The organism is Faecalimicrobium dakarense, assembly GCF_000499525.1.
Taxonomy (GTDB): Bacteria; Bacillota; Clostridia; order Peptostreptococcales; family Peptostreptococcaceae; genus Faecalimicrobium; species Faecalimicrobium dakarense.
In genome coordinates this window covers 1-21,289 of the sequence record NZ_HG529435.1, presented here as the reverse complement: position 1 = coordinate 21,289, position 21,289 = coordinate 1, and the positions used below count along the sequence as shown (strand labels likewise).

Genomic DNA, 21,289 nt, shown 5'->3' with positions numbered 1-21,289 from the left:
TTATGTACTCCTCTTGAGTACTTTATTATAATAACAAGTATATCAATTTAAGTCAACACTTTCTTTCTATTTTTTTACTTATTTTTCATTTTAATCAATAAAAGGTTATATCTTAGCAGTTTGTTTGCCTTGATATAACCTATTATCTTCATTTTTTTATTATTTATTCATAGTTGAACTAAAATATTTTTGAATACCTACATATATTGACCAAGCTATCTTCTCTTGATATTTTTCATCTACTAAAAGTTTAGCTTCTTTATCATTAGATAAGAAACCACATTCTATTAAAGCTGACGGTATTTCATTTTCTTTCAATACATATATATCTTCGCTTGGTTTTATCTCTCTATTATTCGTTTTATCTACTACCCTTTTAAGTTCTTGCTGTATGTACTTTGATAAATTTACAGAGTCTTCTTTCCCCGCAGGATAAAAAGTTTGTGCTCCGTAATATTTAGATTCTGTAAATGCATTTGAATGAATTGATACAAACATATCTGCATTTGATTCTTTTATTATCTTTTTTCTGTTTTTTAAATTTTCATTATACTTTTGTCTTATTGTCTTATTACCATCCTCAGTATATAAACTACTATCATCTTCCCTAGTAAGTATTACAAGAGCACCACTTGATTCTAGTAACTCTCTAAGCTTAAGGGTAATAGCTAAGTTTACATCTTTTTCTTGTATTTCTTTATCATTACTTAATTTTCCTGGATCTATACCCCCATGACCTGCATCTAGTATTATAGTTTTATTGGTTACAGGCATATATTCCATAACAGACTCTGATACATTTTTTACTTCAAATATAGCTACTATCATTAGCAATAATGCTATAACACCAAAGACTGTATGCTTCATATAGTTTCTCACAATATCACCCTATATATTTATATTAAAAAAGACTTTGGAATATTCCAAAGTCTTTGTACAAACATAAATAATATAAAATTATCTCTTTGAGAATTGTGGAGCTCTTCTTGCTGCCTTTAATCCGTATTTCTTTCTTTCCTTCATTCTAGCATCTCTAGTTAAGAATCCTTCAGCTTTTAAAGCTCCTCTTAAATCTAAATCAGCTTTTAATAAAGCTCTAGATATACCATGTCTTATAGCTCCAGCTTGTCCAGTGAATCCTCCACCTTCAACTTTTACTATAACATCGTACTTAGTTTCATTGTTAGTTAAAACTAATGGTTGCTTAACATCTCTTATTAATGTTTCATAGTTGAAATATTCTTCAACTGTTCTTCCATTTACTACTATATTTCCTTCACCTGCAACTAATCTTACTCTAGCAACAGAATGCTTTCTTCTTCCAGTTCCGTAATATTGAACGTTAGCCATGATAACTCCTCCTTTCACCCGTTAATTATTATTTAAAGTTTAAAACTTCTGGATTTTGAGCTGCATGATCATGGTTAGCTCCTGCAAATACTCTTAATCTAGTCATCATTCTACTTCTTAGTTTGTTCTTACATAACATACCGCTTACTGCGTGAGATATAACTTCTTCTGGTTTCTTTTCCATCATTTCTCTGTAAGTTATTTCTTTTAATCCACCTACATAACCTGTGTGGTATCTGTATAATTTTTGATCTAATTTCTTTCCTGTTAAAACTACCTTCTCTGCATTTACAACAACAACGAAATCTCCACCATCTACGTGAGGTGTGAAAGTAACCTTGTGCTTCCCTCTTAATACTGTCGCTATTTCAGTTGCTAAACGACCTAATGTTTTTCCTTCAGCATCAACGATGTACCATTTTCTTTGTACATCAGCTGGCTTAGCTATATAACTTTTCATAGTTGTCCCTCCTTAACTTTTTTCATATAAAAAATTTTACCGTTTATGTCAAGTCCGGGGCAAGTGGACTTATTAACACACTCTAACTTATTTTAATACATGCCCCCTGGTGTGTCAAGCTAATAATCAACTTTTTTAAGAAATAATCCGTGTGCTGGTGCAGTATGACCAGTCTTACCTCTACTCTTATAGTTAATTATATCTGCTAAGCTTTCATTTATCCTTCCTCTGCCGATATCTACTAGTGTTCCTACTATTATTCTTACCATATTGTATAAAAATCCATTACCTTCTACTTCTAGAATAATTAAATCTTCATGTTTCTCTAAAGTAATATCATATATAGTCCTTACAGTATCCTTTACAGACGATCCCGAGCTCATAAACCCCTTAAAGTCATGTTCTCCTATTAAATGCTTAGCTTCTTTACACATTTTTTCAAAATCAAGGTCATACCTAACATGGTAGGATGTATCCTTGTATATAGGACTCCTATATAATTGATTATATATTAAATACCTATATCTTTTCCCTTTAGCACTATACCTAGAATGAAATTCATCATCTACCTCACTACAGGCAATTATAGATATGTCTTTAGGCAGTTTAGCATTTAATGCATTTGGTATCTTTTCTGCAGGTATACTCGACTCTATTTTAAAGTTAGCTACCTGACCTAATGCATGTACTCCTGCATCGGTTCTTCCTGAACCGGTTATTTTAACTTTTTCTTTAGTTATTTCGTATATGGCTTTTTCTATGTTTCCTTGTATCCCTAAAGAATCTGGTTGCTTTTGCCATCCACAATAATTTTCACCATTATACTGTATTATAATTTTTATATTTCTCATTATATACCTCTTTAAATAAATCTTGTAGCTATAATAGCTCCTAAGTATATAACTTGTGCAAAGTAAGCTACATAATCTGATTTAGTTACAATAGCTTCCTTCATCTTAGTTCTATTATATCCACCTCTATAGCATCTAGCTTCCATTGCCATAGCAAGTTCATCAGCTCTTCTAAATGCACTTACAAATAAGGGCACTAATAATGGAACTAGATTCTTAGCTCTACTGATTATATTCTTACTTTCAAAGTCAGCTCCTCTAGACATTTGGGCCTTCATTATTTTATCAGTCTCATCTAGTAATGTAGGTATAAATCTTAATGCTATAGTCATCATCATAGCCAATTCATGAACCGGTAACCCTATCTTCTTAAATGGATTTAATAGCCTTTCTATGCCATCTGTAAGCTCAATAGGTGATGTTGTTAATGTTAGTATTGACGTCCCTACAACTAGTAGTATAAGCCTTATAGCCATAAATATAGCTTGCTCTAACCCTTGGCTTGTTATACGCATAAATCCAAATGACCATATAACATCTCCCGGTAAGAAAAATACATTTATAACAAACGTAAATAGTATAATCCATTTTAATGGCTTTACACCTTTTACAATATATTTAACAGGTATATTAGATAGATTTATAACAGATACTAGAGATAATAAAACTATAGCATAAGGCCAAAACTTATTTATTATGAATAAAGATACCATAAATACAAAGGTAGCTATAAGTTTTACCCTAGCATCTAATTTGTGAATAAACGAATTAGTAGGATAATATTGTCCTATAGTTATATCTTTTAACATTTTTTTCTTCCTCTCATAATTTTTAATATTTCTTCTTTGGCTTCTTCTATTGTTAATATATCTCCTCTTATATCAAACCCTTGCTCTCTTAATTTAATAGCGAGTTCTAAAATCTGAGGTATATCTAATCCTATTTCTTTTAATCTATCAGTATTAGAGTTAAAAACTTCTCTAGGAGTCCCCATAAATTCAATATTGCCCTTATTCATGACAATTATAGTTTTAGCTAATTTAGCCATATCATCCATACTATGTGATGATAATATTATTGTCATATTATTTTCTCTATGAAGCTTTTTTATAAGTTCAAATATTTCATCTCTTCCACCTGGGTCTAATCCTGCTGTTGGCTCATCTAATATAAGAACTTCTGGCTTCATTGCTATAACACCAGCAATAGCCACCCTACGCTTTTGACCACCTGATAGTTCAAATGGAGATTTACTTCTAAACTCCTCATAATTTAATCCTACAGCTTCCATAGATTCTTTTACTCTTTTATCTATTTCAGATTGCTCTAATTCTAAATTAGAAGGTCCAAAAGCTATATCCTTTTCTATTGTTTCTTCAAATAGTTGATATTCTGGATATTGAAATACCACTCCAACTCTTTTTCTTATCTCTGTCAAGTTTAGTTTTGGATCAGTAATATTAAAATTATTTATATAGATTTCACCAGATGAAGGTTTTATCAAACCATTCAAATGTTGTATTAACGTAGATTTACCAGATCCAGTATGACCTATAAGACCAACAAAGTCTCTATCTTTTATCTCAAGTGTAACATTATCTAATGCTTTACTTGCAAAAGGCATCCCTTCATCATATATATAAGTTAAATTTTTTACTATAATTGACATAATTTCATCACCATCTCATCCACAGTTAATATATCATTATCAACATCTAAACCTTCTTGTCTTAATAAACTAGATAGTTCAGTCATACAAGGTACATCTAGCCCTATACTTCTTAACATCTCTATATTGCTAAATACCTCACGTGGAGTACCCTCAAGTATTTTTTTACCTTTTTCCATTACTATAACTCTATCTGCTTCTACTGCTTCTTCCATAAAGTGAGTTATATGTAGTGTTGTTATATTTTCTTCTTTATTAAGTCTTTTTATTGTTTTCATAACTTCTTTTCTTCCAGATGGATCAAGCATCGCTGTTGCTTCATCAAATATAATACATTTAGGTTTCATCGCTATTATACCTGCTATAGCTACTCTTTGCTTTTGTCCGCCTGATAACAGATGTGGTTGTCTATCTTTTAACTCATACATTCCGACACTCTTAAGAGACTCTTCTACCCTGTTTCTTATCTCGTGAGGTTCTATTCCTAAATTCTCCGGACCAAAGGCTACATCTTCCTCTACTACAGTGGCAACTATTTGATTGTCTGGATTTTGAAATACCATACCTGCAGTTTGTCTTATAGACCATAAATTATTTTCTTCTTTAGTATCTAATCCATCTATAAGTATATTTCCCTCACTAGGCATTAAAATAGCATTTAGGTTTTTAGATAAAGTTGATTTACCCGATCCATTATGTCCTATTATTGCCACAAATTCACCTTTTTTTACCTCTAAATTTAAATTATCGATAGCTTTAAGTTTTTCTTCATCTGTTATATATTCAAATGATAGGTTATTTACCTTAACTATACTGTTCATTCACTATACTCCTTTTCGTAAGTAGTATTAAAAAATCATTTTAAGTAGTATTATATCATAGTTTAAGTAAAAATTGGCACAAAAAAGGACTAAGCTATTAAGCTTAATCCTTTTCGTACTATACTAATTCTATAAAAGCCATTTCAGCAGCGTCGCCTTTTCTTGGTCCTTTTTTGATTATTCTAGTGTATCCACCATTTCTCTCAGCATATTTTGGAGCTATATCAGTGAATAAGTTGTTTACTACAGTTTCATCCATAACATATGCTAAAACTTGTCTTCTAGCGTGAAGATCTCCTCTTTTACCAAGAGTTATCATCTTTTCAGCCATTCTACGAGTTTCTTTTGCTCTAGTTACTGTAGTTTCTATTCTTCCACTTCTTAGTAAGTCAGTTACTAAGTTTCTTAACATAAGGTTTCTGTGAGCAGTCTCACGTCCTAATTTACGGTAAGTAGCCATACTATCCCTCCTTCACTCACTATTCTTCGCTTGGTTTAAGACCTAGTCCAAGTTCTTCTAACTTTTGGATTACTTCCTCTAAAGATTTCTTCCCTAGATTTCTAACCTTCATCATATCATCTTCAGACTTATTAGCTAATTCTTCAACTGTATTTATTCCCGCTCTCTTTAAACAGTTGTAAGATCTAACTGATAAATCTAATTCTTCTATTGTCATTTCAAGAACTTTTTCTTTTTGATCTTCTTCTTTTTCTACCATTATCTCAACATTGCTTACATGCTCTGTTAAGTCTATGAATAGATTTAAATGTTCAACTAGTACTTTAGCTGCAAGAGATATTCCTTCTTGAGGATTTATACTTCCATTAGTCCAAACATCTAGTACTAATTTATCATAATCTGTCTTTTGACCTACTCTTGTATTTTCAACATGGTAGCTCACTTTTTCAACAGGAGTATATATTGAATCTACAGGTAAAACACCTATAGGCATATGCTCTGTCTTGTTTTCTTCAGCTGAAACATATCCTCTACCTTTGTCTACATATATTTCCATATTAAACTTAGCATTGTCATCTAGCGTAGCTATCTTTAAATCCTTGCTTAATATTTCAACATCTGAAGGGCATATTATATCTGCCCCTGTGATAGTGCATGGTCCTTGAGCATCTATTTTAAGTGTTCTACTTCCTTCACCATCTATAGTAGCTGAAAGCTCTTTTAATGCTAATATCATTTCAGTAACATCTTCTTTAACACCAGGTACAGTTGAGAATTCATGAAGAACTCCATCTATTTTTATAGAGTTAACTGCAACACCTGGTAAAGATGATAATAATATTCTTCTTAAAGCATTACCTATAGTTATACCATAGCCTCTTTCAAGAGGTTCTATGACAAACTTTCCATATCTATAGTCTTCGCTAAGTTCGATTATATCTACTTTTGGTTTTTCTATTTCTATCATGGACAAAACCCTCCTTCAAATTTATTAATCCACTGAGGGTAAACAATTTCAAAAATAAATTTTAAAATATGCTTATTACTTAGAGTAAAGCTCTATGATTAAGTGTTCTGCTATTTCAAGATCTATATCTTCTCTTGATGGGATAGCAACAACTTTAACTGTCATTTCTTCTAAGTTAGCTTCTAACCATTTAGGAGCTATTCTTGAGTTAGCTTCTACTAAAGCTTTAAATTTAGCAGATGACTTTGATCTTTCTTTAACTGTTATAACATCACCAGGTTTAACTGTTACAGAAGCTATATCAGTCTTATGTCCGTTTAATAAGAAGTGACCGTGTCCTACTAATTGTCTAGCTTCTTTTCTAGATGAAGCTAATCCCATTCTGTAAACAACGTTGTCTAATCTTCTTTCTAATAAACTTAATAAGTTTTCCCCTGTTATACCAGCCATTTTTTCAGCACGCTCGTATAAATTTCTGAATTGAGTTTCTAAAACTCCGTATATTCTCTTAACTTTTTGCTTTTCTCTTAATTGTAATCCATAGTTAGAAACTTTCTTTCTTCCTTGTCCATGTTGTCCTGGAGCATAGTTTCTCTTAACTATAGCACATTTATCAGTATAACATCTGTCACCTTTAAGGAATAATTTCATTCCTTCTCTACGACACTGTCTGCATGATGCACCTGTGTATCTTGCCATGTCTTTACACCTCCTAATTTACTTGTTTATATAATTACACTCTTCTTCTCTTTGGTGGTCTACATCCATTGTGAGGAATTGGAGTTACGTCTTTTATCATAGTTACTTCTAGTCCAGTTGCTTGTAAAGCTCTTATAGCAGCTTCTCTTCCTGAACCAGGACCCTTTACGAATACTTCTACAGTTTTTAAACCGTGTTCCATAGCAGCCTTAGCAGCAGTTTCTGCAGCCATTTGAGATGCAAAAGGAGTAGCTTTCTTTGACCCTTTGAATCCTAATTGTCCTGAAGAAGCAGCTGATATAGCATTTCCATGAACATCAGTTAAAGTTATTATTGTGTTGTTGAAAGTTGATTGTATATGAGCTTGACCACGTTCTATGTTTTTACGCTCTCTTCTTCTTACACGTGTAACTTTCTTTTTTGGTTTAGCCATTGATTTTCCCTCCTATCTAATTATTATTTCTTTTTCTTACGAGATACAGTTTTTCTAGGACCTTTTCTAGTTCTAGCATTAGTCTTAGTTCTTTGTCCTCTTAGTGGAAGACCTTTAGCATGTCTCATACCTCTGTAACATTTTATATCTCTTAATCTCTTTATGTTTAAAGCGATCTCTCTTCTTAAATCACCTTCAACTAAGAAATCACTATCTATTATCTTTCTTAAGTCGTTAACTTGCTCTTCTGATAAATCTTTTATTCTTGTATCAGCATTTATCTCAGCTTTAGCTAATATTTCATTAGCAGTTGCTTTACCTATACCATATATATAAGTTAAAGCTATTTCCGCTCTTTTTTCTCTAGGTAAATCTACCCCAGCTATTCTTGCCATTATTCGCACCTCCTACACTTAGTTTTTAGTGTTTAAATATCAATATTATATTATTCCAGCTCCAAAATTTCCATTATTTTGAACGATTTTGTCAACATCACAATATAATATTATACTATATTAATCAATAAATTGCTAGTAATAATTTATTATCCTTGCTTTTGCTTATGCTTTGGATTTTCGCAGATAACCATTACTTTACCTTTTCTTTTTATTACTTTGCATTTTTCGCATATTGGTTTTACTGATGGTCTTACTTTCATTGTTAATCCCTCCTTAGACTAATATTAAATAGTCTACTTCTTACGCCAAGTGATTCTTCCTCTTGTAAGATCATATGGAGAAAGCTCAACATTCACCTTATCACCTTCAAGAATTCTTATGAAGTTCATTCTCAGCTTTCCAGATAAATGACATAGTACTTCATGTCCATTTTCTAATTTTACTTTAAACATAGCATTAGGTAAGTTTTCAGTAACTGTACCTTCAAATTCTATAACATCTTTTTTGGCCATTAACTAACCAAACCTCCATTTCATAAGTTAAATCATTAGATCTAACTTAGATAGCATTATTTATACCTATCTATCAAGACTAAAGACTTGATAATATTATCGGTTCGTCTTCAGTAATAGCTATCGTATGCTCATAATGAGCTGATTTTTTGTTATCAATAGTAACAATAGTCCACCCATCCCTTAATGTTTTAACGTGGTATTTACCAGCGTTAACCATAGGTTCTATAGCTAAAACCATTCCTTCTTGAAGTTTTGGTCCTTTGCCTGGTGGTCCATAATTAGGTATTTGAGGATCTTCATGAAGTTCTGAGCCAACTCCATGACCTACTAAGTCCCTAACTACTGAGAAACCATGTTTCTCAACGTGTGCTTGTACTGCGTGTGAGATATCAGATAATCTATATCCTAGTTTAGCAAATTTTATGCCTTCATAGAAGCTTTCTTTTGTTACTTCTATTAATTTCCTATCCTCTTCAGATATTATCCCTACTCCATGAGTTTTCGCAGAGTCTGAATGATATCCTTTATAATAGGCTCCTATATCTAAACTTATAATGTCACCTTCTTTTAATATCTTTTTACCTGGTATTCCATGTACTACTTCTTCGTTTATAGAAGCACATATAGAACCTGAAAAACCACCGTATCCTTTAAAAGAAGGGATAGCATTATATTTTCTTATATTCTCTTCAGCCATTTTATCTAACTCTAAAGTAGATATTCCCGGAGTAACAGCTGCTTTTAATATCTCATGAGTTTCAGCGACAATCTTGCCAGCTTCTCTCATAAGTTCTATTTCTTTTTTGGATTTCAAAATAATCATTATTTTTCACATCCTAGAGCATTTACTATATCTTCGAATACCTTATCTATAGATTGTTGACCATTTATGTTAGCTATTATACCTTGAGAACTATAATAATCAACTAATGGTTTTGTTTCATCTAGATATACTTGTATTCTTTTAGATACAGTTTCTTCAGTATCATCTGCTCTTTGGTATAACTCTCCTTGGCATACATTACATATACCTTCTTCTTTAGGAGGATTAAACTCAACATGATACGTAGCACCGCAAGATTTACATATTCTTCTTCCTACAGCTCTGCCAACTAATATATCTTTATCAACTTCGATATTAACTACCTTGTCTAATTCTATACTAGCTTCTTTTAAGAACGCATCTAAATGTTCAGCTTGAGCAACATTTCTTGGGAATCCATCTAACATAAATCCATTTTCACAGTCATCTTGAGTTATTCTGTCTGTAACTAGACCTACAGTTAACTCATCTGGAACTAATAATCCTTGATCTATGTATCCTTTAGCTTTCTTTCCAAGTTCTGTTCCTTCTTTTATATTCTTTCTGAATATATCTCCTGTTGATATATGAGGTATATCGTATTTTTCTACTATTCCTGCTGCTTGTGTGCCTTTTCCTGCACCAGGAGGTCCAAGTAATATTATTCTCATATGATCGTCTCCAATTTATTTTAAGAAACCTTGATAGCTTCTCATAACTAAATTTGATTCTAACTGTCTCTTAAGTTCTAACGCTACACCAACAACTATTAATAGTGATGTCCCAACTAATGATATATTAAGTTTCATAAAGAACATAATAATCGCTGATACCATTACTATTGCAGCTAGGAATAACGATCCAGCTAGAGTTAATCTTGATAATATTCTATTTAGATAATCAATTGTAGATTGACCTGGTCTTATACCTGGTATAAATCCACCATTGTTTTTCATATTATTTGCTATATCCTCTGTATTAAATGATACAGTCGTATAGAAATAAGAGAAGAATACTATCAGCAGAACTTCAAGAGATCTATATATCCAAACTCCCGGTGAACTTACCGGACTTAAGTAAGTTTGAACAAAACTTTGAGCATCTGCACCCATAAACATAGCTATTGTTTGAGGGAAAGCTAAAAGTGAACTAGCAAAAATTACTGGTATAACTCCTGATTGGTTAACTTTCATCGGTATATGAGAACTTTGTCCTCCATACATCTTTCTTCCAACAACTCTTTTAGCATATTGTACTGGGATTTTTCTAGTGGCTTCTTGTATATATGTAACTGCTGCTATTGTTATTAGTATTACTACCACTAACAGAAGTGCTGCCCATATTTGTATTTCTCCACTTTGAACCTTGTGAACAGTTGCTATAATATCTTTTGGTATACCTGATATAATACCAATGAATATTATAACAGATCCTCCATTACCTAATCCTTTTTCAGTAATTTTGTCTCCTATCCACATTAACATCATACTCGCTGATACTAATGTTAGGATAACTGTTATAACAAAGAATGCACTATTTGATATCAATGCATTTTTTACAATTCCTAATGTTATCGCAGTTGCTTGCACAAAGGCTAATACTAATGCAATATATTTAGTATATTTGTTAATTTTTTTCTTTCCTTCTTCACCAGACTTTTGAAGTTCTTCTAAACTTTCAAAACCTATAGTTAGAAGTTGTATTATAATAGATGCCGTTATAGATGGCCCTATTCCTAGAGCAAACAGTGTGAAGTTACTGAAAGCTCCTCCTGTAAACATATTATATAAGGAAAGTAGACTATTATCGCCTACCATTGCCTTAATATAATCTGCATTTACTCCGGGAACAGGTATAGTTGCACCTATTCTAAATACTACAATCATCATCAAAGTATATAATATTTTTCTTCTTACATCTTTAAGTTTCCAAGCTTGCTTTAACTGTGCTAACACGTTAATTCACCCCGCCTGTAAATGGCTCAGAGAGCAGATTAGATTAAACTAATTCTGCTTTTCCTCCAGCTTTTTCTATTTTTTCTTTAGCTGAAGCAGTGAACTTAGCAACTTTAACTGTTACAGCCTTTTCTAAGTTTCCTTCGCCTAAGATCTTAACGCCGTCTTTTTCTATTTTGCTTATAGCACCAGTAGCTTTTAAAACTTCTGCAGTTATTTCTGCTCCGTTTTCAAATCTATTTAATAATTCAACGTTAACTTCTGTAAATACTTTTTTATTTGGATTAGAGAAACCTCTCTTAGGAAGTCTTCTAGCAAGTGGCATTTGTCCACCTTCAAATCCTATTCTAACTCCACCACCTGAACGAGACCATTGTCCCTTTTGTCCACGTCCTGCAGTCTTACCTTGTCCAGTTGCAGTACCTCTACCTAATCTTCTCTTAGCTTTTACTGCACCTTTAGCAGGTTTTAACTCATGTAACTTCATGGATTGCACCTCCTTATCGTACTTCAATCAAAATATTACTCAGCTATTTCAGTAACTTGTACTAAATGCTTAACTTTATTTATCATCCCTCTTGTTTGGGCATTATCTTCTTTAACAACTACTTGTTCTCTTTTTCTTAATCCTAACGCTTCTACGTTCTTTCTTTGGTTAGGAGTAGTTCCTATTGTACTTCTAACTAACTTTATTTGTAATTTAGCCATTTTTCACTACCTCCTTACCCTAGAAGTTCTTCAACTTTTTTACCTCTAAGTTTAGCTATATCTTCAACTGTTTTTAGAGAGTTAAGTCCTTCTATTGTAGCATTTACCATATTTCTTGGGTTGTTAGATCCTAAAGATTTAGCTCTAACATCTGTTAATCCAGCTAACTCAAGTACCGCTCTAGCAGGTCCTCCAGCTATAACTCCTGTACCTTGCTTAGCAGGCATTATTAATATCTTTCCAGCTCCGAAGTGTCCGTTTACTTCGTGAGGAATTGTTGTACCAACCATTGGTACGTGTATAAGATTCTTCTTAGCATCTTCTACAGCTTTTTTGATAGCATCTGGTACTTCCATTGCTTTACCAGTACCTACACCAACGTATCCGTTTTCATCTCCAACTACTACTAATGCTGCAAATCTGAAGTTTCTACCACCTTTTACAACTTTAGTAACACGTCTTACTTCAACAACTTTTTCTTTTAAGTCAAGTTGTCTTGCATCTATTGGCTTACGACGTAACATGTGCATTTCCCTCCTTCTTACTTTTAATTAGAACTTAAGTCCAGCTTCTCTAGCACCTTCAGCTAACTCTTGAACTCTACCGTGATATAAGTATCCACCTCTGTCAAATACAACTTCAGTGATTCCTTTTTCTACAGCTTTTTTGGCGATCATTTCTCCAACTTTTCTAGCTGCTTCTTTGTTTCCTGTATGATTAACAGATCCTTTTACTTCTGCGTCTAACGAAGATGCAGCTGCAAGAGTTACTCTGTTAGTATCATCTATTATTTGAGCGTATATATTATTAGCACTTCTAAATATACATAATCTTGGTCTTTGAGTAGTTCCAGCTATTTTTCTACGAACTCTCTTATGTCTTTGAAGTCTATTAGCATTTTTATCAGCTTTTTTTATCATCAGGCTCACTCCTTTCTAGCGGTTATGATTGGTATTATTTCTTACCAGTTTTACCTTCTTTACGTCTTACTACTTCACCAGCGTATCTTATACCTTTACCTTTGTATGGCTCTGGCTTTCTCCAGTCTCTTATCTTAGCAGCGTAGTTTCCTACTAATTGCTTATCGATACCTTTTACTACTAACTCAGTTTGGTTAGGAGCTTCAACAGTTATTCCTTCTGGATCTTCCATTTCTACTGGATGAGAGAATCCTAAGTTCATAACTAATTTAGTTCCTTGCTTTTGAGCTCTGTATCCAACACCAACTAATTCTAATTTCTTTTCGAAACCAGTAGTAACACCTACAACCATATTATCTAATAAAGTTCTAGTTAATCCGTGTAAAGATCTGTGTTGCTTGTTGTTAGTAGGTCTTTCAACAGTTATAGTATTTTCTTCTTTATTTATAGTTAATGCACCATCAAATTGCTTAGTTAAAGTTCCTTTAGGTCCTTTTACTGTAACTAAGTTTCCTTCAGCTATAGTTACTTCAACACCTGCTGGTACAGTTATTGGCTTAACACCTATTCTTGACATAGTCGCACCTCCTTACATTGTTCGCTTATATTACCAAACGTAGCAGATTACTTCTCCACCAACATTTTCTTTTCTTGCTTGTCTATCAGTTATTATCCCTTTAGAAGTAGATATTATTGATATACCTAACCCATTTAATACCTTTGGTATTTCTTGGTTAGCAGCGTAAACTCTCATACCAGGCTTAGATATTCTCTTTAATCCTGATATAACTCTTTCGCCAGCTTGTCCGTACTTTAATTGTATTCTTATTATTCCTTGCTTTCCATCTTCTATAACATCGTAACCTCTCACGAAACCTTCTTCTAATAAGATTCTAGCTAATTCTTTCTTCATATTAGAAGCAGGAACGTCAACAGTTTCATGCTTAACTACGTTAGCATTTCTTATACGAGTTAACATATCTGCAATTGGATCTGTCATTGTCATATTGAAAACCCTCCTTCCATTTTAATCAAGCTTCTACCAGCTTGCTTTTCTAACACCAGGTATTTGACCTTTGTACGCTAATTCTCTAAAGCATATACGGCATATACCAAATTTTCTTAATACTGAGTGTGGTCTACCACATATAGTACATCTAGTGTATTCTCTAGTAGCGTACTTTTGCTTCTTTTGTTGTTTAACAACCATCGCTTTTCTAGCCACTCGGAATCCCTCCTTCGTCTTAGCTTAGAAAATGACCTTTTCTAAGCTTACTTAGAAAACGGCATTCCTAATAATTTTAATAATTCACGTGCTTCTTCGTCAGTCTTTGCAGTTGTAACGAATATTATATCCATTCCTCTTACTTTGTCTACTTTATCGTATTCTATTTCAGGGAATATTAATTGTTCTTTTATACCTAAAGCATAGTTTCCTCTACCATCGAATGCGTTAGCATTAACTCCTCTGAAGTCTCTAACTCTTGGTAAAGATACAGATACTAACTTGTCCATGAAGTAGAACATTTTGTCAGCTCTTAAAGTAACTTTCGCTCCTATTGGCATTCCTTCTCTTAATTTGAAGTTAGCAACAGATTTTCTAGCTTTAGTTGTAACTGGTTTTTGTCCAGAGATCATTTCCATCTCTTCAACAGCTTTTTCTAATCCTTTTGGATTTTCTCTAGCGTCACCCATACCCATGTTTATAACTATTTTGTCTAACTTAGGTATTTCCATAACGTTTTTGTATCCAAATTTCTCCATTAAAGCAGGAGCAACTTCTTTCATGTATTTTTCTTGTAATCTAGAAGCCATTTAAGGTCCCTCCTTTCAAGCTATATTATATTTCTTTTCCGCTCTTAGCTGATACTCTAACTTTTTTCCCGTCTTTCATTTCAACTCTAACTCTTGTTCCTTTTCCTGTTTCAGGATCAAGTGGCATTACATTAGATATATGAATTGGGGCTTCTTTATTTATTATTCCACCTTGTGGATTTATAGCACTTGGCTTTTGATGTTTAGTTATTACGTTTACACCTTCAACTATTACTCTGTTAGCTTTAGGCATTACTTTAACAACTGAACCTTTTTTACCTTTATCTTTTCCTGCTATAACTACAACAGTGTCACCTTTTTTAACACGCATCATGTCCTATTGCACCTCCTTATTATAGTACTTCTGGAGCAAGAGAAACTATTTTCATGAATTCATTGTCTCTTAACTCTCTAGCAACAGGCCCGAATATACGAGTTCCTACTGGAGTCTTATCGTCTTTTATTATAACTGCAGCATTTTCGTCGAAAGATATATAACTTCCGTCTTTACGTCTCATGCCTTGCTTAGTTCTCACTATAACAGCTTTAACAACTTTACCTTTTTTTACAACTCCACCAGGTGTTGCACTTTTAACAGTAGCAACTATAACGTCGCCTATGTTACCATATCTTCTTTTACTTCCGCCTAGTACACGTATACATAGTATTTCTTTAGCACCAGAGTTATCAGCAACTCTTAAACGTGTCTCTTGTTGTACCATATCGTAATCCCTCCTTTTCCAAAAAAACTACTTAACTTTCTCAACAACTTCTACTAGTCTGAATCTCTTATCTTTTGATAGAGGTCTAGTTTCCATTATTTTAACTTTATCTCCGATGTTACATACGTTTTGTTCATCATGAGCCTTGAACTTTTTAGTTCTTTTAACTGGCTTATTATATAATGGGTGACGTACGAAATCTTCAACAGCAACAACTATAGTTTTATCCATTTTGTCACTTACAACACGGCCTATTCTAACTTTTCTTCTTCCTCTTTCCATGTTCAAAAGCCTCCTTTCCAAACTAAGCTCTAGTTTCGTTTAACTTTCTCTCAGCAAGTATAGTTTTAACTCTCGCTATGTCTTTTTTAACGAACTTTATTCTCGCTGTATTTTCTAATTGACCAGTAGCTAATTGGAATCTTAAGCTAAATAATTCACTTTTGAAGTCATTTAATTTATTCATTAGCTCTTCGCCTGTTAAATCTCTTAATTCTTTAGCTTGCATCCTATTCACCACCCTTTACTTCTAAATCTTCACGTTTTACAAACTTACACTTAACTGGAAGTTTGTGCATCGCAAGTCTCATTGCTTCTCTAGCTTTATCTTCAGGAACACCTGCTAATTCGAACATAACTCTTCCTGGTTTAACTACAGCTACCCAGTATTCTGGAGAACCTTTCCCAGCACCCATACGAGTTTCAGCTGGTTTTCTTGTTACAGGCTTATGAGGGAATATTTTTATCCAAACCTTCCCGCCTCTTTTTATATATCTAGTCATCGCGATTCTGGCAGCTTCTATTTGGTTAGAAGTTATCCAAGAAGCTTCTAATGCAACTAATCCGAACTCTCCATAAGTAACTTTATTACCCTTTTGAGCTGTACCAGCCATACTTCCTCTATGAACTCTACGACGCTTTACTCTTTTTGGCATTAACATGAGTATTTCCTCCTTCCTTAAACCTTACTAATATTAGTTACCTCTGTTTTGAGTGTTTTGAGATCTTGATCCTTGAGGTCTTGATCCTTGAGCACCTTGAGGTCTTGATCCTTGAGGTCTTGATCCTTGAGAACCTTGAGGTCTTTGCCCTCTATCGTTTCTTCTGTTATCATTTCCTCTTCTATCATTTCTTCTGTTATCTCTTCTGTCGTTTCTCTTGTTATCTCTTCTATCGTTTCTTCTTTCTTCTCTTGGATTTACACCATTTCTAGTTGGTAAAACTTCACCATTGCATATCCAAACTTTGATACCAGTCTTTCCGTAAGTAGTATCAGCTTCAGCGAAACCATATGCTATATCAGCTCTAAGTGTTTGTAAAGGTACATTTCCTTCGCTGTATCCTTCAGTTCTAGCCATTTCAGCTCCACCTAATCTTCCTGAAGCAGAAACTTTTATCCCTTTAACACCTGACTTCATAGCTCTTTGTATAGCTTGCTTCATAGCTCTTCTGAAAGCAACCCTTCTTTCTATAGCTAATGCTATATTTTCTGCTACTAATTGAGCATTTTTATCTGGGTTTCTAACTTCAACTATGTTAACTATAACAGTCTTCTTAGTCATTTTTTCTAATTCAGCTTTTAATGCATCTATTCCTGCACCAGCTCTTCCTATAACTACACCTGGCTTAGCAACGTGTAAGTCTAATTTAAGCTTGTTTGCTGATCTTTCTATTTCTATATTCGCTACACCAGCAGAATATAATTTTTTCTTTAAGAATTTACGAACATTATGGTCTTCTAATAATAAGTTTCCGAATTCTTTTTTATCAGTTGCGAACCATCTTGAGTCCCAATCTTTTATAACACCGACTCTTAGTCCGTGTGGATTAACCTTTTGACCCATTATTTTCCCTCCTATCTACTAATTATTTTTTTTCCTTTAGAACAACCTCTATGTGAGAAGTTCTTTTTCTTATCATTGTTGCACGTCCCATAGCTCTAGGCATGAATCTCTTCATTGTTGGCCCTTGGTTTGCAACTACTGATGCTATATATAAGTTTTCAACATCCATTTCATGGTTGTTTTCAGCGTTTGCTTTAGCAGATTTAACAACTTTAGCTATTATTGAAGCCGCTCCTCTTGGAGTGAACTTTAATATTGCTAATGCTTCATTAACATTCTTTCCTCTAACAAGGTCACAGATTTGTCCTGCTTTTCTTGGTGATACACGTACATATTTAGCAGTAGCTTTTGCTTCCATTTGCTATTCCTCCTTCCTTAGTCAGAAATTATTATTTTCTTTTATTAGATTTTTCGTCGTCCTTGTGTCCTTTGAAAGTTCTTGTAGGAACGAACTCACCTAATTTGTGTCCAACCATGTCTTCTGTTATGAAAACAGGTACATGTCTTCTTCCATCATGAACAGCTATAGTATGTTCTACCATTTGAGGGAATACAGTTGAAGTTCTTGACCAAGTCTTTATAACTTCTCTATTTCCGCTAGCGTTCATAGCTTCTATCTTCTTTAAAAGTCTCGCATGGACGAAAGGTCCTTTTTTAGTTGATCTTGACATTTAATTTCCTCCTTTCCGAGCAAAAAGTAAATCTATTACTTAGTTCTTCTTGATACTATTAACTTATCAGAAGCTTTATTTTTCTTTCTAGTTTTGTATCCAAGTGCTGGTTTACCCCATGGAGTAACTGGTGAAGGTCTACCTATTGAAGTTCTACCTTCCCCACCACCGTGTGGATGGTCGCAAGGGTTCATTACAGATCCTCTTACAGTAGGTCTTATACCCATATGTCTTTTTCTACCTGCTTTACCTATAACAACGTTACCGTGTTCTATGTTACCAACTTGTCCTATTGTAGCTTTACAATCTATAGAAACGAATCTCATTTCCCCTGATGGTAATCTTAATAAAGCTTTCTTTCCTTCTTTAGCCATTAACTGAGCAGAAACTCCAGCAGATCTAACTAACTGAGCACCTTTCCCTGGCTTTAATTCTATGTTGTGAACAACAGTACCTACTGGCATATCCTTTAATGCTAAAGCATTTCCTGGCTTTATGTCAGCTGTTGGTCCTGATAATATTGTAGTTCCAACCTCTAATCCAACTGGAGCTAATATATATCTCTTTTCACCATCTGCATAGTGTAATAAAGCTATGTTAGCTGTTCTGTTTGGATCGTATTCGATAGTAGCAACCTTTGCTGGTACTCCATCTTTATTTCTCTTGAAATCTATTATTCTATATTTTCTTCTGTTTCCTCCACCTCTGTGACGAACAGTTATTTTACCTTGTGCATTTCTACCAGAGTTTTTCTTTAGTGAAACTAAAAGAGATCTTTCTGGTTCATTACAAGTTATTTCATCAGAAACTAAAACTGTCATTTGTCTTAAGGCAGGAGAAGTTGGTTTAAACTTTTTTATAGCCATCTGTTTTCCCTCCTTCGTTTGCTAGGGTTAATTACATTCCTTGGAAGAATTCTATTTCTTTACTATCAGCAGCTAATTTTACTACTGCCTTTTTAAAGCTTGCAGTTCTTCCTTCATGTTTACCCATTCTTTTAACTTTTCCATCGTAGTTTAATGTATTTACTTTTTCTACATTAACTCCGAATATAGCTTCTACAGCTTTCTTTATTTCAGTTTTGTTTGCGCCTTTAGCAACAACAAAAGTGTATTTCTTTTCAACCATTTCGGCCATACTTTGCTCAGTTACAACTGGCTTTAATATTATATCATGTGGATTAGTCATTATGCGTACACCTCCTCCACTTTTTTAACAGCGTCTGTAGTTATTATGAATGAATCATACTTTAATATGTCGTAAACATTTATAGTGTTAACTGTAGCAGCTTGTACACCTTCTAAGTTTCTTGCTGATTTTATTACGTTTTCGTTGTTTTCAGCAGTTACTATTAAAGCTTTCTTTGCAGAATTTACATTCTTTAATATTTGAGCGAATTCTTTAGTCTTAGGAGCTTCCATATTTAAAGCGTCTAATACTATTATTTCACCATTTTGAACTTTAGCAGATAAAGCACTCTTCATCGCTAATCTTCTTACCTTCTTAGGTAAAGTGTAACTGTAATCTCTTGGCTTAGGTGCGAAGGCAACTCCTCCACCTACCCATTGTACAGCTCTTATAGAACCTTGTCTAGCTCTACCAGTTCCTTTTTGTTTCCAAGGTTTTCTTCCGCCACCTCTAACTTCTGCTCTAGTTTTTGCAGATTGAGTACCTTGTCTCTTGTTTGCTAATTGATTTTTAACAGCTTCGTATAATACGTGCTCATTAACTTCTATATTGAATATAGAATCTAATAATTCTATTTCTCCAACATTTTGTCCATTAGTGTTTAATACGTTTAATTTTGGCATTGTGCTTCCTCCTTTCTTAGGTTAGTCATTATTTAGAAGATTTTACAGCTTCTTTTATAGTTACTACTGAACCTTTAGGCCCTGGTATAGCACCTTTAACTAATATAAGGTTCTTATCAGCATCTACTTTAACAACCTCTAAGTTTTGAACTGTAACTCTAACGCTACCCATGTGTCCAGCTAATTTTTTGTTCTTGAAAACTCTACCTGGGAAAGAACATGCTCCCATTGAACCTGGTCTTCTGTGGTATCTAGAACCGTGAGATTCAGGACCTCTTGATTGTCCATGTCTTTTTATTGGACCTTGGAATCCTTTACCTTTTGATATTCCAGTTACATCTATTATTTCACCTGCAGCGAATAAATCAGCTTTTATTTCTTGTCCAACTGTGTATCCTTCTACAGAATCTACTCTAAATTCTTTTATGTGTTTCTTTAAAACGTTAGCAGCAGCTAAATGACCTTTTTGAGGCTTGTTTAAAGATTTTTCTTTAGCATCTCCAAATCCTATTTGGATTGCATTGTATCCGTCTTTCTCAACTGTTTTTATTTGAGTTACAACGATAGGCCCTGCCTCAACAACTGTTACTGGTAATACTATACCTGTTTCAGTGAATATTTGAGTCATACCTAATTTTTTTCCTAATATTCCTTTCATATTAGCACCTCCTATAATTCTTACAGCGGATTACAACTTTCATCATAATCATTCTAAGATAATCACCTTATAGGATTTCATCTTAGGTTGCTATTATAACTTTATTTCTATATCAACACCAGCTGGTAAGTCTAATCTCATTAATGAGTCAACTGTCTTAGGTGTTGGATTAGCTATGTCTATTAATCTTTTATGAGTTCTTATTTCGAATTGCTCTCTAGAGTCCTTGTACTTGTGTACAGCTCTTAGTATAGTTACAACTTGCTTTTCAGTTGGTAGTGGCACAGGTCCTGAAACTTGTGATCCAGCTTTCTTAGCAGTTTCAACTATTTTAGCAGCCGAAAAATCTAATAATTTGTGATCATATGACTTTAATCTTATTCTTATTGTTTCTTTAGCCATTGTAATTTCCCTCCTTTATCGCACGTTTAATCTTAATATCACGCACGACTTTTGCCGATACACTGCTCCGGGTGTGTTGTATTTTTTCAACCGGCATTTGGTCGCTGTTAACTAAGATTTATTCAATTTACTTCTTATCTCTCAAGCACACTATTACATTTTATATTATTTCTTGTATTTTTTCAAGTTTTTTTTGTAATTTTACAAAATTTATTTTCTTATGTAAAACTTAGCTATAAACTCGATTCGTTTCTCTTTCAAAGCACTAATTTAGTATATAAAATTTCACCCAAATTGTCAAGAAAATATAAAGAGTATATTATTACCTTTTTTGAATTATAAAAAAAGAGAGGCATAG

38 protein-coding genes are annotated in these 21,289 nt (G+C 33.5%); all 38 read right to left on the bottom strand.

Going from position 1 to position 21,289, the window contains the following annotated elements:
* Window positions 1-159 precede the first annotated feature (159 nt).
* The gene (gene cwlD / locus BN899_RS17860) at window positions 160-879 is read right to left on the bottom strand and encodes an N-acetylmuramoyl-L-alanine amidase CwlD (RefSeq protein WP_242824237.1); all 720 of its coding nucleotides are present in this window, start codon (window positions 877-879) and stop codon (window positions 160-162) included.
* Between the two features lie 78 nt (window positions 880-957).
* A complete protein-coding gene (gene rpsI, locus BN899_RS17855; RefSeq protein ID WP_042278308.1) occupies window positions 958-1,350 on the bottom strand; it encodes a 30S ribosomal protein S9 in 393 nt (130 codons plus the stop codon).
* A gap of 28 nt (window positions 1,351-1,378) precedes the next feature.
* Complete coding sequence (gene rplM, locus BN899_RS17850; protein ID WP_042278305.1) at window positions 1,379-1,810, bottom strand: 50S ribosomal protein L13; 432 nt, start codon at window positions 1,808-1,810, stop codon at window positions 1,379-1,381.
* Between the two features lie 119 nt (window positions 1,811-1,929).
* On the bottom strand, window positions 1,930-2,661 hold the full coding sequence (gene truA / locus BN899_RS17845; protein WP_042278304.1) for a tRNA pseudouridine(38-40) synthase TruA: 732 nt from the start codon (window positions 2,659-2,661) through the stop codon (window positions 1,930-1,932).
* A gap of 11 nt (window positions 2,662-2,672) precedes the next feature.
* Window positions 2,673-3,470 carry an energy-coupling factor transporter transmembrane component T family protein gene (locus BN899_RS17840; protein WP_042278302.1) on the bottom strand — a complete coding sequence of 266 codons (798 nt, stop codon included), beginning with the start codon at window positions 3,468-3,470 and terminating at the stop codon, window positions 2,673-2,675.
* Complete coding sequence (locus BN899_RS17835) at window positions 3,464-4,330, bottom strand: energy-coupling factor transporter ATPase (protein ID WP_042278300.1); 867 nt, start codon at window positions 4,328-4,330, stop codon at window positions 3,464-3,466. The genes BN899_RS17840 and BN899_RS17835 overlap by 7 nt, the downstream gene beginning before the upstream one ends.
* Window positions 4,318-5,151 carry an energy-coupling factor transporter ATPase gene (locus tag BN899_RS17830; protein WP_042278297.1) on the bottom strand — a complete coding sequence of 278 codons (834 nt, stop codon included), beginning with the start codon at window positions 5,149-5,151 and terminating at the stop codon, window positions 4,318-4,320. The genes BN899_RS17835 and BN899_RS17830 overlap by 13 nt, the downstream gene beginning before the upstream one ends.
* 118 nt (window positions 5,152-5,269) lie before the next feature.
* On the bottom strand, window positions 5,270-5,611 hold the full coding sequence (gene rplQ / locus BN899_RS17825) for a 50S ribosomal protein L17 (RefSeq protein ID WP_042278295.1): 342 nt from the start codon (window positions 5,609-5,611) through the stop codon (window positions 5,270-5,272).
* 19 nt (window positions 5,612-5,630) lie between these two features.
* Window positions 5,631-6,578 (bottom strand): DNA-directed RNA polymerase subunit alpha, encoded by a 948-nt coding sequence (locus BN899_RS17820; protein WP_042278293.1) that lies wholly within the window; start codon window positions 6,576-6,578, stop codon window positions 5,631-5,633.
* 75 nt (window positions 6,579-6,653) lie between these two features.
* Window positions 6,654-7,277, bottom strand: coding sequence for a 30S ribosomal protein S4 (gene rpsD / locus BN899_RS17815; protein ID WP_042278291.1), 624 nt, complete (start codon window positions 7,275-7,277; stop codon window positions 6,654-6,656).
* A 34-nt stretch (window positions 7,278-7,311) separates the two neighbouring features.
* A complete protein-coding gene (gene rpsK, locus BN899_RS17810; RefSeq protein ID WP_042278289.1) occupies window positions 7,312-7,710 on the bottom strand; it encodes a 30S ribosomal protein S11 in 399 nt (132 codons plus the stop codon).
* A gap of 23 nt (window positions 7,711-7,733) precedes the next feature.
* A complete protein-coding gene (rpsM, locus tag BN899_RS17805) occupies window positions 7,734-8,105 on the bottom strand; it encodes a 30S ribosomal protein S13 (RefSeq protein WP_042278286.1) in 372 nt (123 codons plus the stop codon).
* Window positions 8,106-8,254: 149 nt separating this feature from the next.
* Window positions 8,255-8,368, bottom strand: coding sequence for a 50S ribosomal protein L36 (rpmJ, locus tag BN899_RS17800; RefSeq protein ID WP_002509257.1), 114 nt, complete (start codon window positions 8,366-8,368; stop codon window positions 8,255-8,257).
* A 33-nt stretch (window positions 8,369-8,401) separates the two neighbouring features.
* Window positions 8,402-8,620, bottom strand: a complete 219-nt coding sequence (infA, locus tag BN899_RS17795) for a translation initiation factor IF-1 (protein WP_021122032.1) — start codon at window positions 8,618-8,620, stop codon at window positions 8,402-8,404.
* Window positions 8,621-8,699: 79 nt separating this feature from the next.
* Window positions 8,700-9,446: a type I methionyl aminopeptidase gene (gene map / locus BN899_RS17790; protein WP_042278283.1), complete on the bottom strand. Its 747-nt coding sequence runs from the start codon at window positions 9,444-9,446 to the stop codon at window positions 8,700-8,702.
* Entirely contained in the window at window positions 9,446-10,096 is a 651-nt protein-coding gene (locus BN899_RS17785) for an adenylate kinase (RefSeq protein ID WP_042278279.1), read from the bottom strand. Before BN899_RS17785 ends, map begins: the two co-directional genes overlap by 1 nt.
* A gap of 15 nt (window positions 10,097-10,111) precedes the next feature.
* Entirely contained in the window at window positions 10,112-11,380 is a 1,269-nt protein-coding gene (gene secY / locus BN899_RS17780; protein ID WP_042278277.1) for a preprotein translocase subunit SecY, read from the bottom strand.
* Window positions 11,381-11,423: 43 nt separating this feature from the next.
* The gene (gene rplO, locus BN899_RS17775; RefSeq protein WP_042278274.1) at window positions 11,424-11,867 is read right to left on the bottom strand and encodes a 50S ribosomal protein L15; all 444 of its coding nucleotides are present in this window, start codon (window positions 11,865-11,867) and stop codon (window positions 11,424-11,426) included.
* Window positions 11,868-11,902: 35 nt separating this feature from the next.
* Window positions 11,903-12,088 (bottom strand): 50S ribosomal protein L30, encoded by a 186-nt coding sequence (gene rpmD, locus BN899_RS17770; protein ID WP_026899695.1) that lies wholly within the window; start codon window positions 12,086-12,088, stop codon window positions 11,903-11,905.
* A gap of 14 nt (window positions 12,089-12,102) precedes the next feature.
* Window positions 12,103-12,612: a 30S ribosomal protein S5 gene (gene rpsE, locus BN899_RS17765; RefSeq protein WP_042278271.1), complete on the bottom strand. Its 510-nt coding sequence runs from the start codon at window positions 12,610-12,612 to the stop codon at window positions 12,103-12,105.
* Window positions 12,613-12,639: 27 nt separating this feature from the next.
* Window positions 12,640-13,008 carry a 50S ribosomal protein L18 gene (gene rplR / locus BN899_RS17760; RefSeq protein WP_042278269.1) on the bottom strand — a complete coding sequence of 123 codons (369 nt, stop codon included), beginning with the start codon at window positions 13,006-13,008 and terminating at the stop codon, window positions 12,640-12,642.
* A 34-nt stretch (window positions 13,009-13,042) separates the two neighbouring features.
* A complete protein-coding gene (rplF, locus tag BN899_RS17755; protein ID WP_042278267.1) occupies window positions 13,043-13,585 on the bottom strand; it encodes a 50S ribosomal protein L6 in 543 nt (180 codons plus the stop codon).
* A 30-nt stretch (window positions 13,586-13,615) separates the two neighbouring features.
* Window positions 13,616-14,014 (bottom strand): 30S ribosomal protein S8, encoded by a 399-nt coding sequence (gene rpsH / locus BN899_RS17750; RefSeq protein ID WP_042278265.1) that lies wholly within the window; start codon window positions 14,012-14,014, stop codon window positions 13,616-13,618.
* Window positions 14,015-14,047: 33 nt separating this feature from the next.
* Window positions 14,048-14,233: a type Z 30S ribosomal protein S14 gene (locus BN899_RS17745; RefSeq protein WP_021127555.1), complete on the bottom strand. Its 186-nt coding sequence runs from the start codon at window positions 14,231-14,233 to the stop codon at window positions 14,048-14,050.
* A gap of 47 nt (window positions 14,234-14,280) precedes the next feature.
* Entirely contained in the window at window positions 14,281-14,823 is a 543-nt protein-coding gene (rplE, locus tag BN899_RS17740) for a 50S ribosomal protein L5 (protein WP_042278262.1), read from the bottom strand.
* 25 nt (window positions 14,824-14,848) lie between these two features.
* A complete protein-coding gene (gene rplX / locus BN899_RS17735) occupies window positions 14,849-15,154 on the bottom strand; it encodes a 50S ribosomal protein L24 (protein WP_042278310.1) in 306 nt (101 codons plus the stop codon).
* A gap of 22 nt (window positions 15,155-15,176) precedes the next feature.
* A complete protein-coding gene (gene rplN, locus BN899_RS17730; RefSeq protein WP_042278261.1) occupies window positions 15,177-15,545 on the bottom strand; it encodes a 50S ribosomal protein L14 in 369 nt (122 codons plus the stop codon).
* 27 nt (window positions 15,546-15,572) lie between these two features.
* Window positions 15,573-15,827 (bottom strand): 30S ribosomal protein S17, encoded by a 255-nt coding sequence (rpsQ, locus tag BN899_RS17725; RefSeq protein ID WP_042278258.1) that lies wholly within the window; start codon window positions 15,825-15,827, stop codon window positions 15,573-15,575.
* A gap of 22 nt (window positions 15,828-15,849) precedes the next feature.
* Window positions 15,850-16,053 (bottom strand): 50S ribosomal protein L29, encoded by a 204-nt coding sequence (gene rpmC / locus BN899_RS17720; RefSeq protein ID WP_042278256.1) that lies wholly within the window; start codon window positions 16,051-16,053, stop codon window positions 15,850-15,852.
* A 1-nt stretch (window position 16,054) separates the two neighbouring features.
* Window positions 16,055-16,486, bottom strand: coding sequence for a 50S ribosomal protein L16 (rplP, locus tag BN899_RS17715; RefSeq protein WP_042278254.1), 432 nt, complete (start codon window positions 16,484-16,486; stop codon window positions 16,055-16,057).
* Window positions 16,487-16,519: 33 nt separating this feature from the next.
* Window positions 16,520-17,389, bottom strand: coding sequence for a 30S ribosomal protein S3 (gene rpsC / locus BN899_RS17710; RefSeq protein WP_042278253.1), 870 nt, complete (start codon window positions 17,387-17,389; stop codon window positions 16,520-16,522).
* 22 nt (window positions 17,390-17,411) lie between these two features.
* The gene (rplV, locus tag BN899_RS17705) at window positions 17,412-17,747 is read right to left on the bottom strand and encodes a 50S ribosomal protein L22 (RefSeq protein WP_042278251.1); all 336 of its coding nucleotides are present in this window, start codon (window positions 17,745-17,747) and stop codon (window positions 17,412-17,414) included.
* Window positions 17,748-17,778: 31 nt separating this feature from the next.
* Window positions 17,779-18,060 (bottom strand): 30S ribosomal protein S19, encoded by a 282-nt coding sequence (gene rpsS / locus BN899_RS17700; RefSeq protein ID WP_042278249.1) that lies wholly within the window; start codon window positions 18,058-18,060, stop codon window positions 17,779-17,781.
* A gap of 35 nt (window positions 18,061-18,095) precedes the next feature.
* A complete protein-coding gene (gene rplB, locus BN899_RS17695) occupies window positions 18,096-18,926 on the bottom strand; it encodes a 50S ribosomal protein L2 (RefSeq protein WP_042278247.1) in 831 nt (276 codons plus the stop codon).
* Between the two features lie 31 nt (window positions 18,927-18,957).
* On the bottom strand, window positions 18,958-19,248 hold the full coding sequence (gene rplW / locus BN899_RS17690) for a 50S ribosomal protein L23 (protein WP_042278245.1): 291 nt from the start codon (window positions 19,246-19,248) through the stop codon (window positions 18,958-18,960).
* Complete coding sequence (gene rplD, locus BN899_RS17685) at window positions 19,248-19,871, bottom strand: 50S ribosomal protein L4 (RefSeq protein ID WP_042278241.1); 624 nt, start codon at window positions 19,869-19,871, stop codon at window positions 19,248-19,250. The genes rplW and rplD overlap by 1 nt, the downstream gene beginning before the upstream one ends.
* A gap of 28 nt (window positions 19,872-19,899) precedes the next feature.
* Window positions 19,900-20,529, bottom strand: coding sequence for a 50S ribosomal protein L3 (rplC, locus tag BN899_RS17680; protein WP_042278238.1), 630 nt, complete (start codon window positions 20,527-20,529; stop codon window positions 19,900-19,902).
* A 93-nt stretch (window positions 20,530-20,622) separates the two neighbouring features.
* Window positions 20,623-20,931, bottom strand: coding sequence for a 30S ribosomal protein S10 (rpsJ, locus tag BN899_RS17675; protein ID WP_042278235.1), 309 nt, complete (start codon window positions 20,929-20,931; stop codon window positions 20,623-20,625).
* Window positions 20,932-21,289 lie beyond the last annotated feature (358 nt).

What these genes read in the sequence shown, in the direction of transcription:
- rpsI (WP_042278308.1), bottom strand. Translation starts at nt 1,350, where the DNA reads ATGGCTAACGTTCAATATTACGGAACTGGAAGAAGAAAGCATTCTGTT.
- rplM (WP_042278305.1), bottom strand. Translation starts at nt 1,810, where the DNA reads ATGAAAAGTTATATAGCTAAGCCAGCTGATGTACAAAGAAAATGGTAC.
- truA (WP_042278304.1), bottom strand. Translation starts at nt 2,661, where the DNA reads ATGAGAAATATAAAAATTATAATACAGTATAATGGTGAAAATTATTGT.
- BN899_RS17840 (WP_042278302.1), bottom strand. Translation starts at nt 3,470, where the DNA reads ATGTTAAAAGATATAACTATAGGACAATATTATCCTACTAATTCGTTT.
- BN899_RS17835 (WP_042278300.1), bottom strand. Translation starts at nt 4,330, where the DNA reads ATGTCAATTATAGTAAAAAATTTAACTTATATATATGATGAAGGGATG.
- BN899_RS17830 (WP_042278297.1), bottom strand. Translation starts at nt 5,151, where the DNA reads ATGAACAGTATAGTTAAGGTAAATAACCTATCATTTGAATATATAACA.
- rplQ (WP_042278295.1), bottom strand. Translation starts at nt 5,611, where the DNA reads ATGGCTACTTACCGTAAATTAGGACGTGAGACTGCTCACAGAAACCTT.
- BN899_RS17820 (WP_042278293.1), bottom strand. Translation starts at nt 6,578, where the DNA reads ATGATAGAAATAGAAAAACCAAAAGTAGATATAATCGAACTTAGCGAA.
- rpsD (WP_042278291.1), bottom strand. Translation starts at nt 7,277, where the DNA reads ATGGCAAGATACACAGGTGCATCATGCAGACAGTGTCGTAGAGAAGGA.
- rpsK (WP_042278289.1), bottom strand. Translation starts at nt 7,710, where the DNA reads ATGGCTAAACCAAAAAAGAAAGTTACACGTGTAAGAAGAAGAGAGCGT.
- rpsM (WP_042278286.1), bottom strand. Translation starts at nt 8,105, where the DNA reads ATGGCAAGAATAGCTGGGGTAGATTTACCTAGAGAAAAAAGAGCGGAA.
- rpmJ (WP_002509257.1), bottom strand. Translation starts at nt 8,368, where the DNA reads ATGAAAGTAAGACCATCAGTAAAACCAATATGCGAAAAATGCAAAGTA.
- infA (WP_021122032.1), bottom strand. Translation starts at nt 8,620, where the DNA reads ATGGCCAAAAAAGATGTTATAGAATTTGAAGGTACAGTTACTGAAAAC.
- map (WP_042278283.1), bottom strand. Translation starts at nt 9,446, where the DNA reads ATGATTATTTTGAAATCCAAAAAAGAAATAGAACTTATGAGAGAAGCT.
- BN899_RS17785 (WP_042278279.1), bottom strand. Translation starts at nt 10,096, where the DNA reads ATGAGAATAATATTACTTGGACCTCCTGGTGCAGGAAAAGGCACACAA.
- rplO (WP_042278274.1), bottom strand. Translation starts at nt 11,867, where the DNA reads ATGAAGTTACATGAGTTAAAACCTGCTAAAGGTGCAGTAAAAGCTAAG.
- rpmD (WP_026899695.1), bottom strand. Translation starts at nt 12,088, where the DNA reads ATGGCTAAATTACAAATAAAGTTAGTTAGAAGTACAATAGGAACTACT.
- rpsE (WP_042278271.1), bottom strand. Translation starts at nt 12,612, where the DNA reads ATGTTACGTCGTAAGCCAATAGATGCAAGACAACTTGACTTAAAAGAA.
- rplR (WP_042278269.1), bottom strand. Translation starts at nt 13,008, where the DNA reads ATGATAAAAAAAGCTGATAAAAATGCTAATAGACTTCAAAGACATAAG.
- rplF (WP_042278267.1), bottom strand. Translation starts at nt 13,585, where the DNA reads ATGTCAAGAATAGGTGTTAAGCCAATAACTGTACCAGCAGGTGTTGAA.
- rpsH (WP_042278265.1), bottom strand. Translation starts at nt 14,014, where the DNA reads ATGACAATGACAGATCCAATTGCAGATATGTTAACTCGTATAAGAAAT.
- rplE (WP_042278262.1), bottom strand. Translation starts at nt 14,823, where the DNA reads ATGGCTTCTAGATTACAAGAAAAATACATGAAAGAAGTTGCTCCTGCT.
- rplX (WP_042278310.1), bottom strand. Translation starts at nt 15,154, where the DNA reads ATGCGTGTTAAAAAAGGTGACACTGTTGTAGTTATAGCAGGAAAAGAT.
- rplN (WP_042278261.1), bottom strand. Translation starts at nt 15,545, where the DNA reads ATGGTACAACAAGAGACACGTTTAAGAGTTGCTGATAACTCTGGTGCT.
- rpsQ (WP_042278258.1), bottom strand. Translation starts at nt 15,827, where the DNA reads ATGGAAAGAGGAAGAAGAAAAGTTAGAATAGGCCGTGTTGTAAGTGAC.
- rpmC (WP_042278256.1), bottom strand. Translation starts at nt 16,053, where the DNA reads ATGCAAGCTAAAGAATTAAGAGATTTAACAGGCGAAGAGCTAATGAAT.
- rplP (WP_042278254.1), bottom strand. Translation starts at nt 16,486, where the DNA reads ATGTTAATGCCAAAAAGAGTAAAGCGTCGTAGAGTTCATAGAGGAAGT.
- rpsC (WP_042278253.1), bottom strand. Translation starts at nt 17,389, where the DNA reads ATGGGTCAAAAGGTTAATCCACACGGACTAAGAGTCGGTGTTATAAAA.
- rplV (WP_042278251.1), bottom strand. Translation starts at nt 17,747, where the DNA reads ATGGAAGCAAAAGCTACTGCTAAATATGTACGTGTATCACCAAGAAAA.
- rpsS (WP_042278249.1), bottom strand. Translation starts at nt 18,060, where the DNA reads ATGTCAAGATCAACTAAAAAAGGACCTTTCGTCCATGCGAGACTTTTA.
- rplB (WP_042278247.1), bottom strand. Translation starts at nt 18,926, where the DNA reads ATGGCTATAAAAAAGTTTAAACCAACTTCTCCTGCCTTAAGACAAATG.
- rplW (WP_042278245.1), bottom strand. Translation starts at nt 19,248, where the DNA reads ATGACTAATCCACATGATATAATATTAAAGCCAGTTGTAACTGAGCAA.
- rplD (WP_042278241.1), bottom strand. Translation starts at nt 19,871, where the DNA reads ATGCCAAAATTAAACGTATTAAACACTAATGGACAAAATGTTGGAGAA.
- rplC (WP_042278238.1), bottom strand. Translation starts at nt 20,529, where the DNA reads ATGAAAGGAATATTAGGAAAAAAATTAGGTATGACTCAAATATTCACT.
- rpsJ (WP_042278235.1), bottom strand. Translation starts at nt 20,931, where the DNA reads ATGGCTAAAGAAACAATAAGAATAAGATTAAAGTCATATGATCACAAA.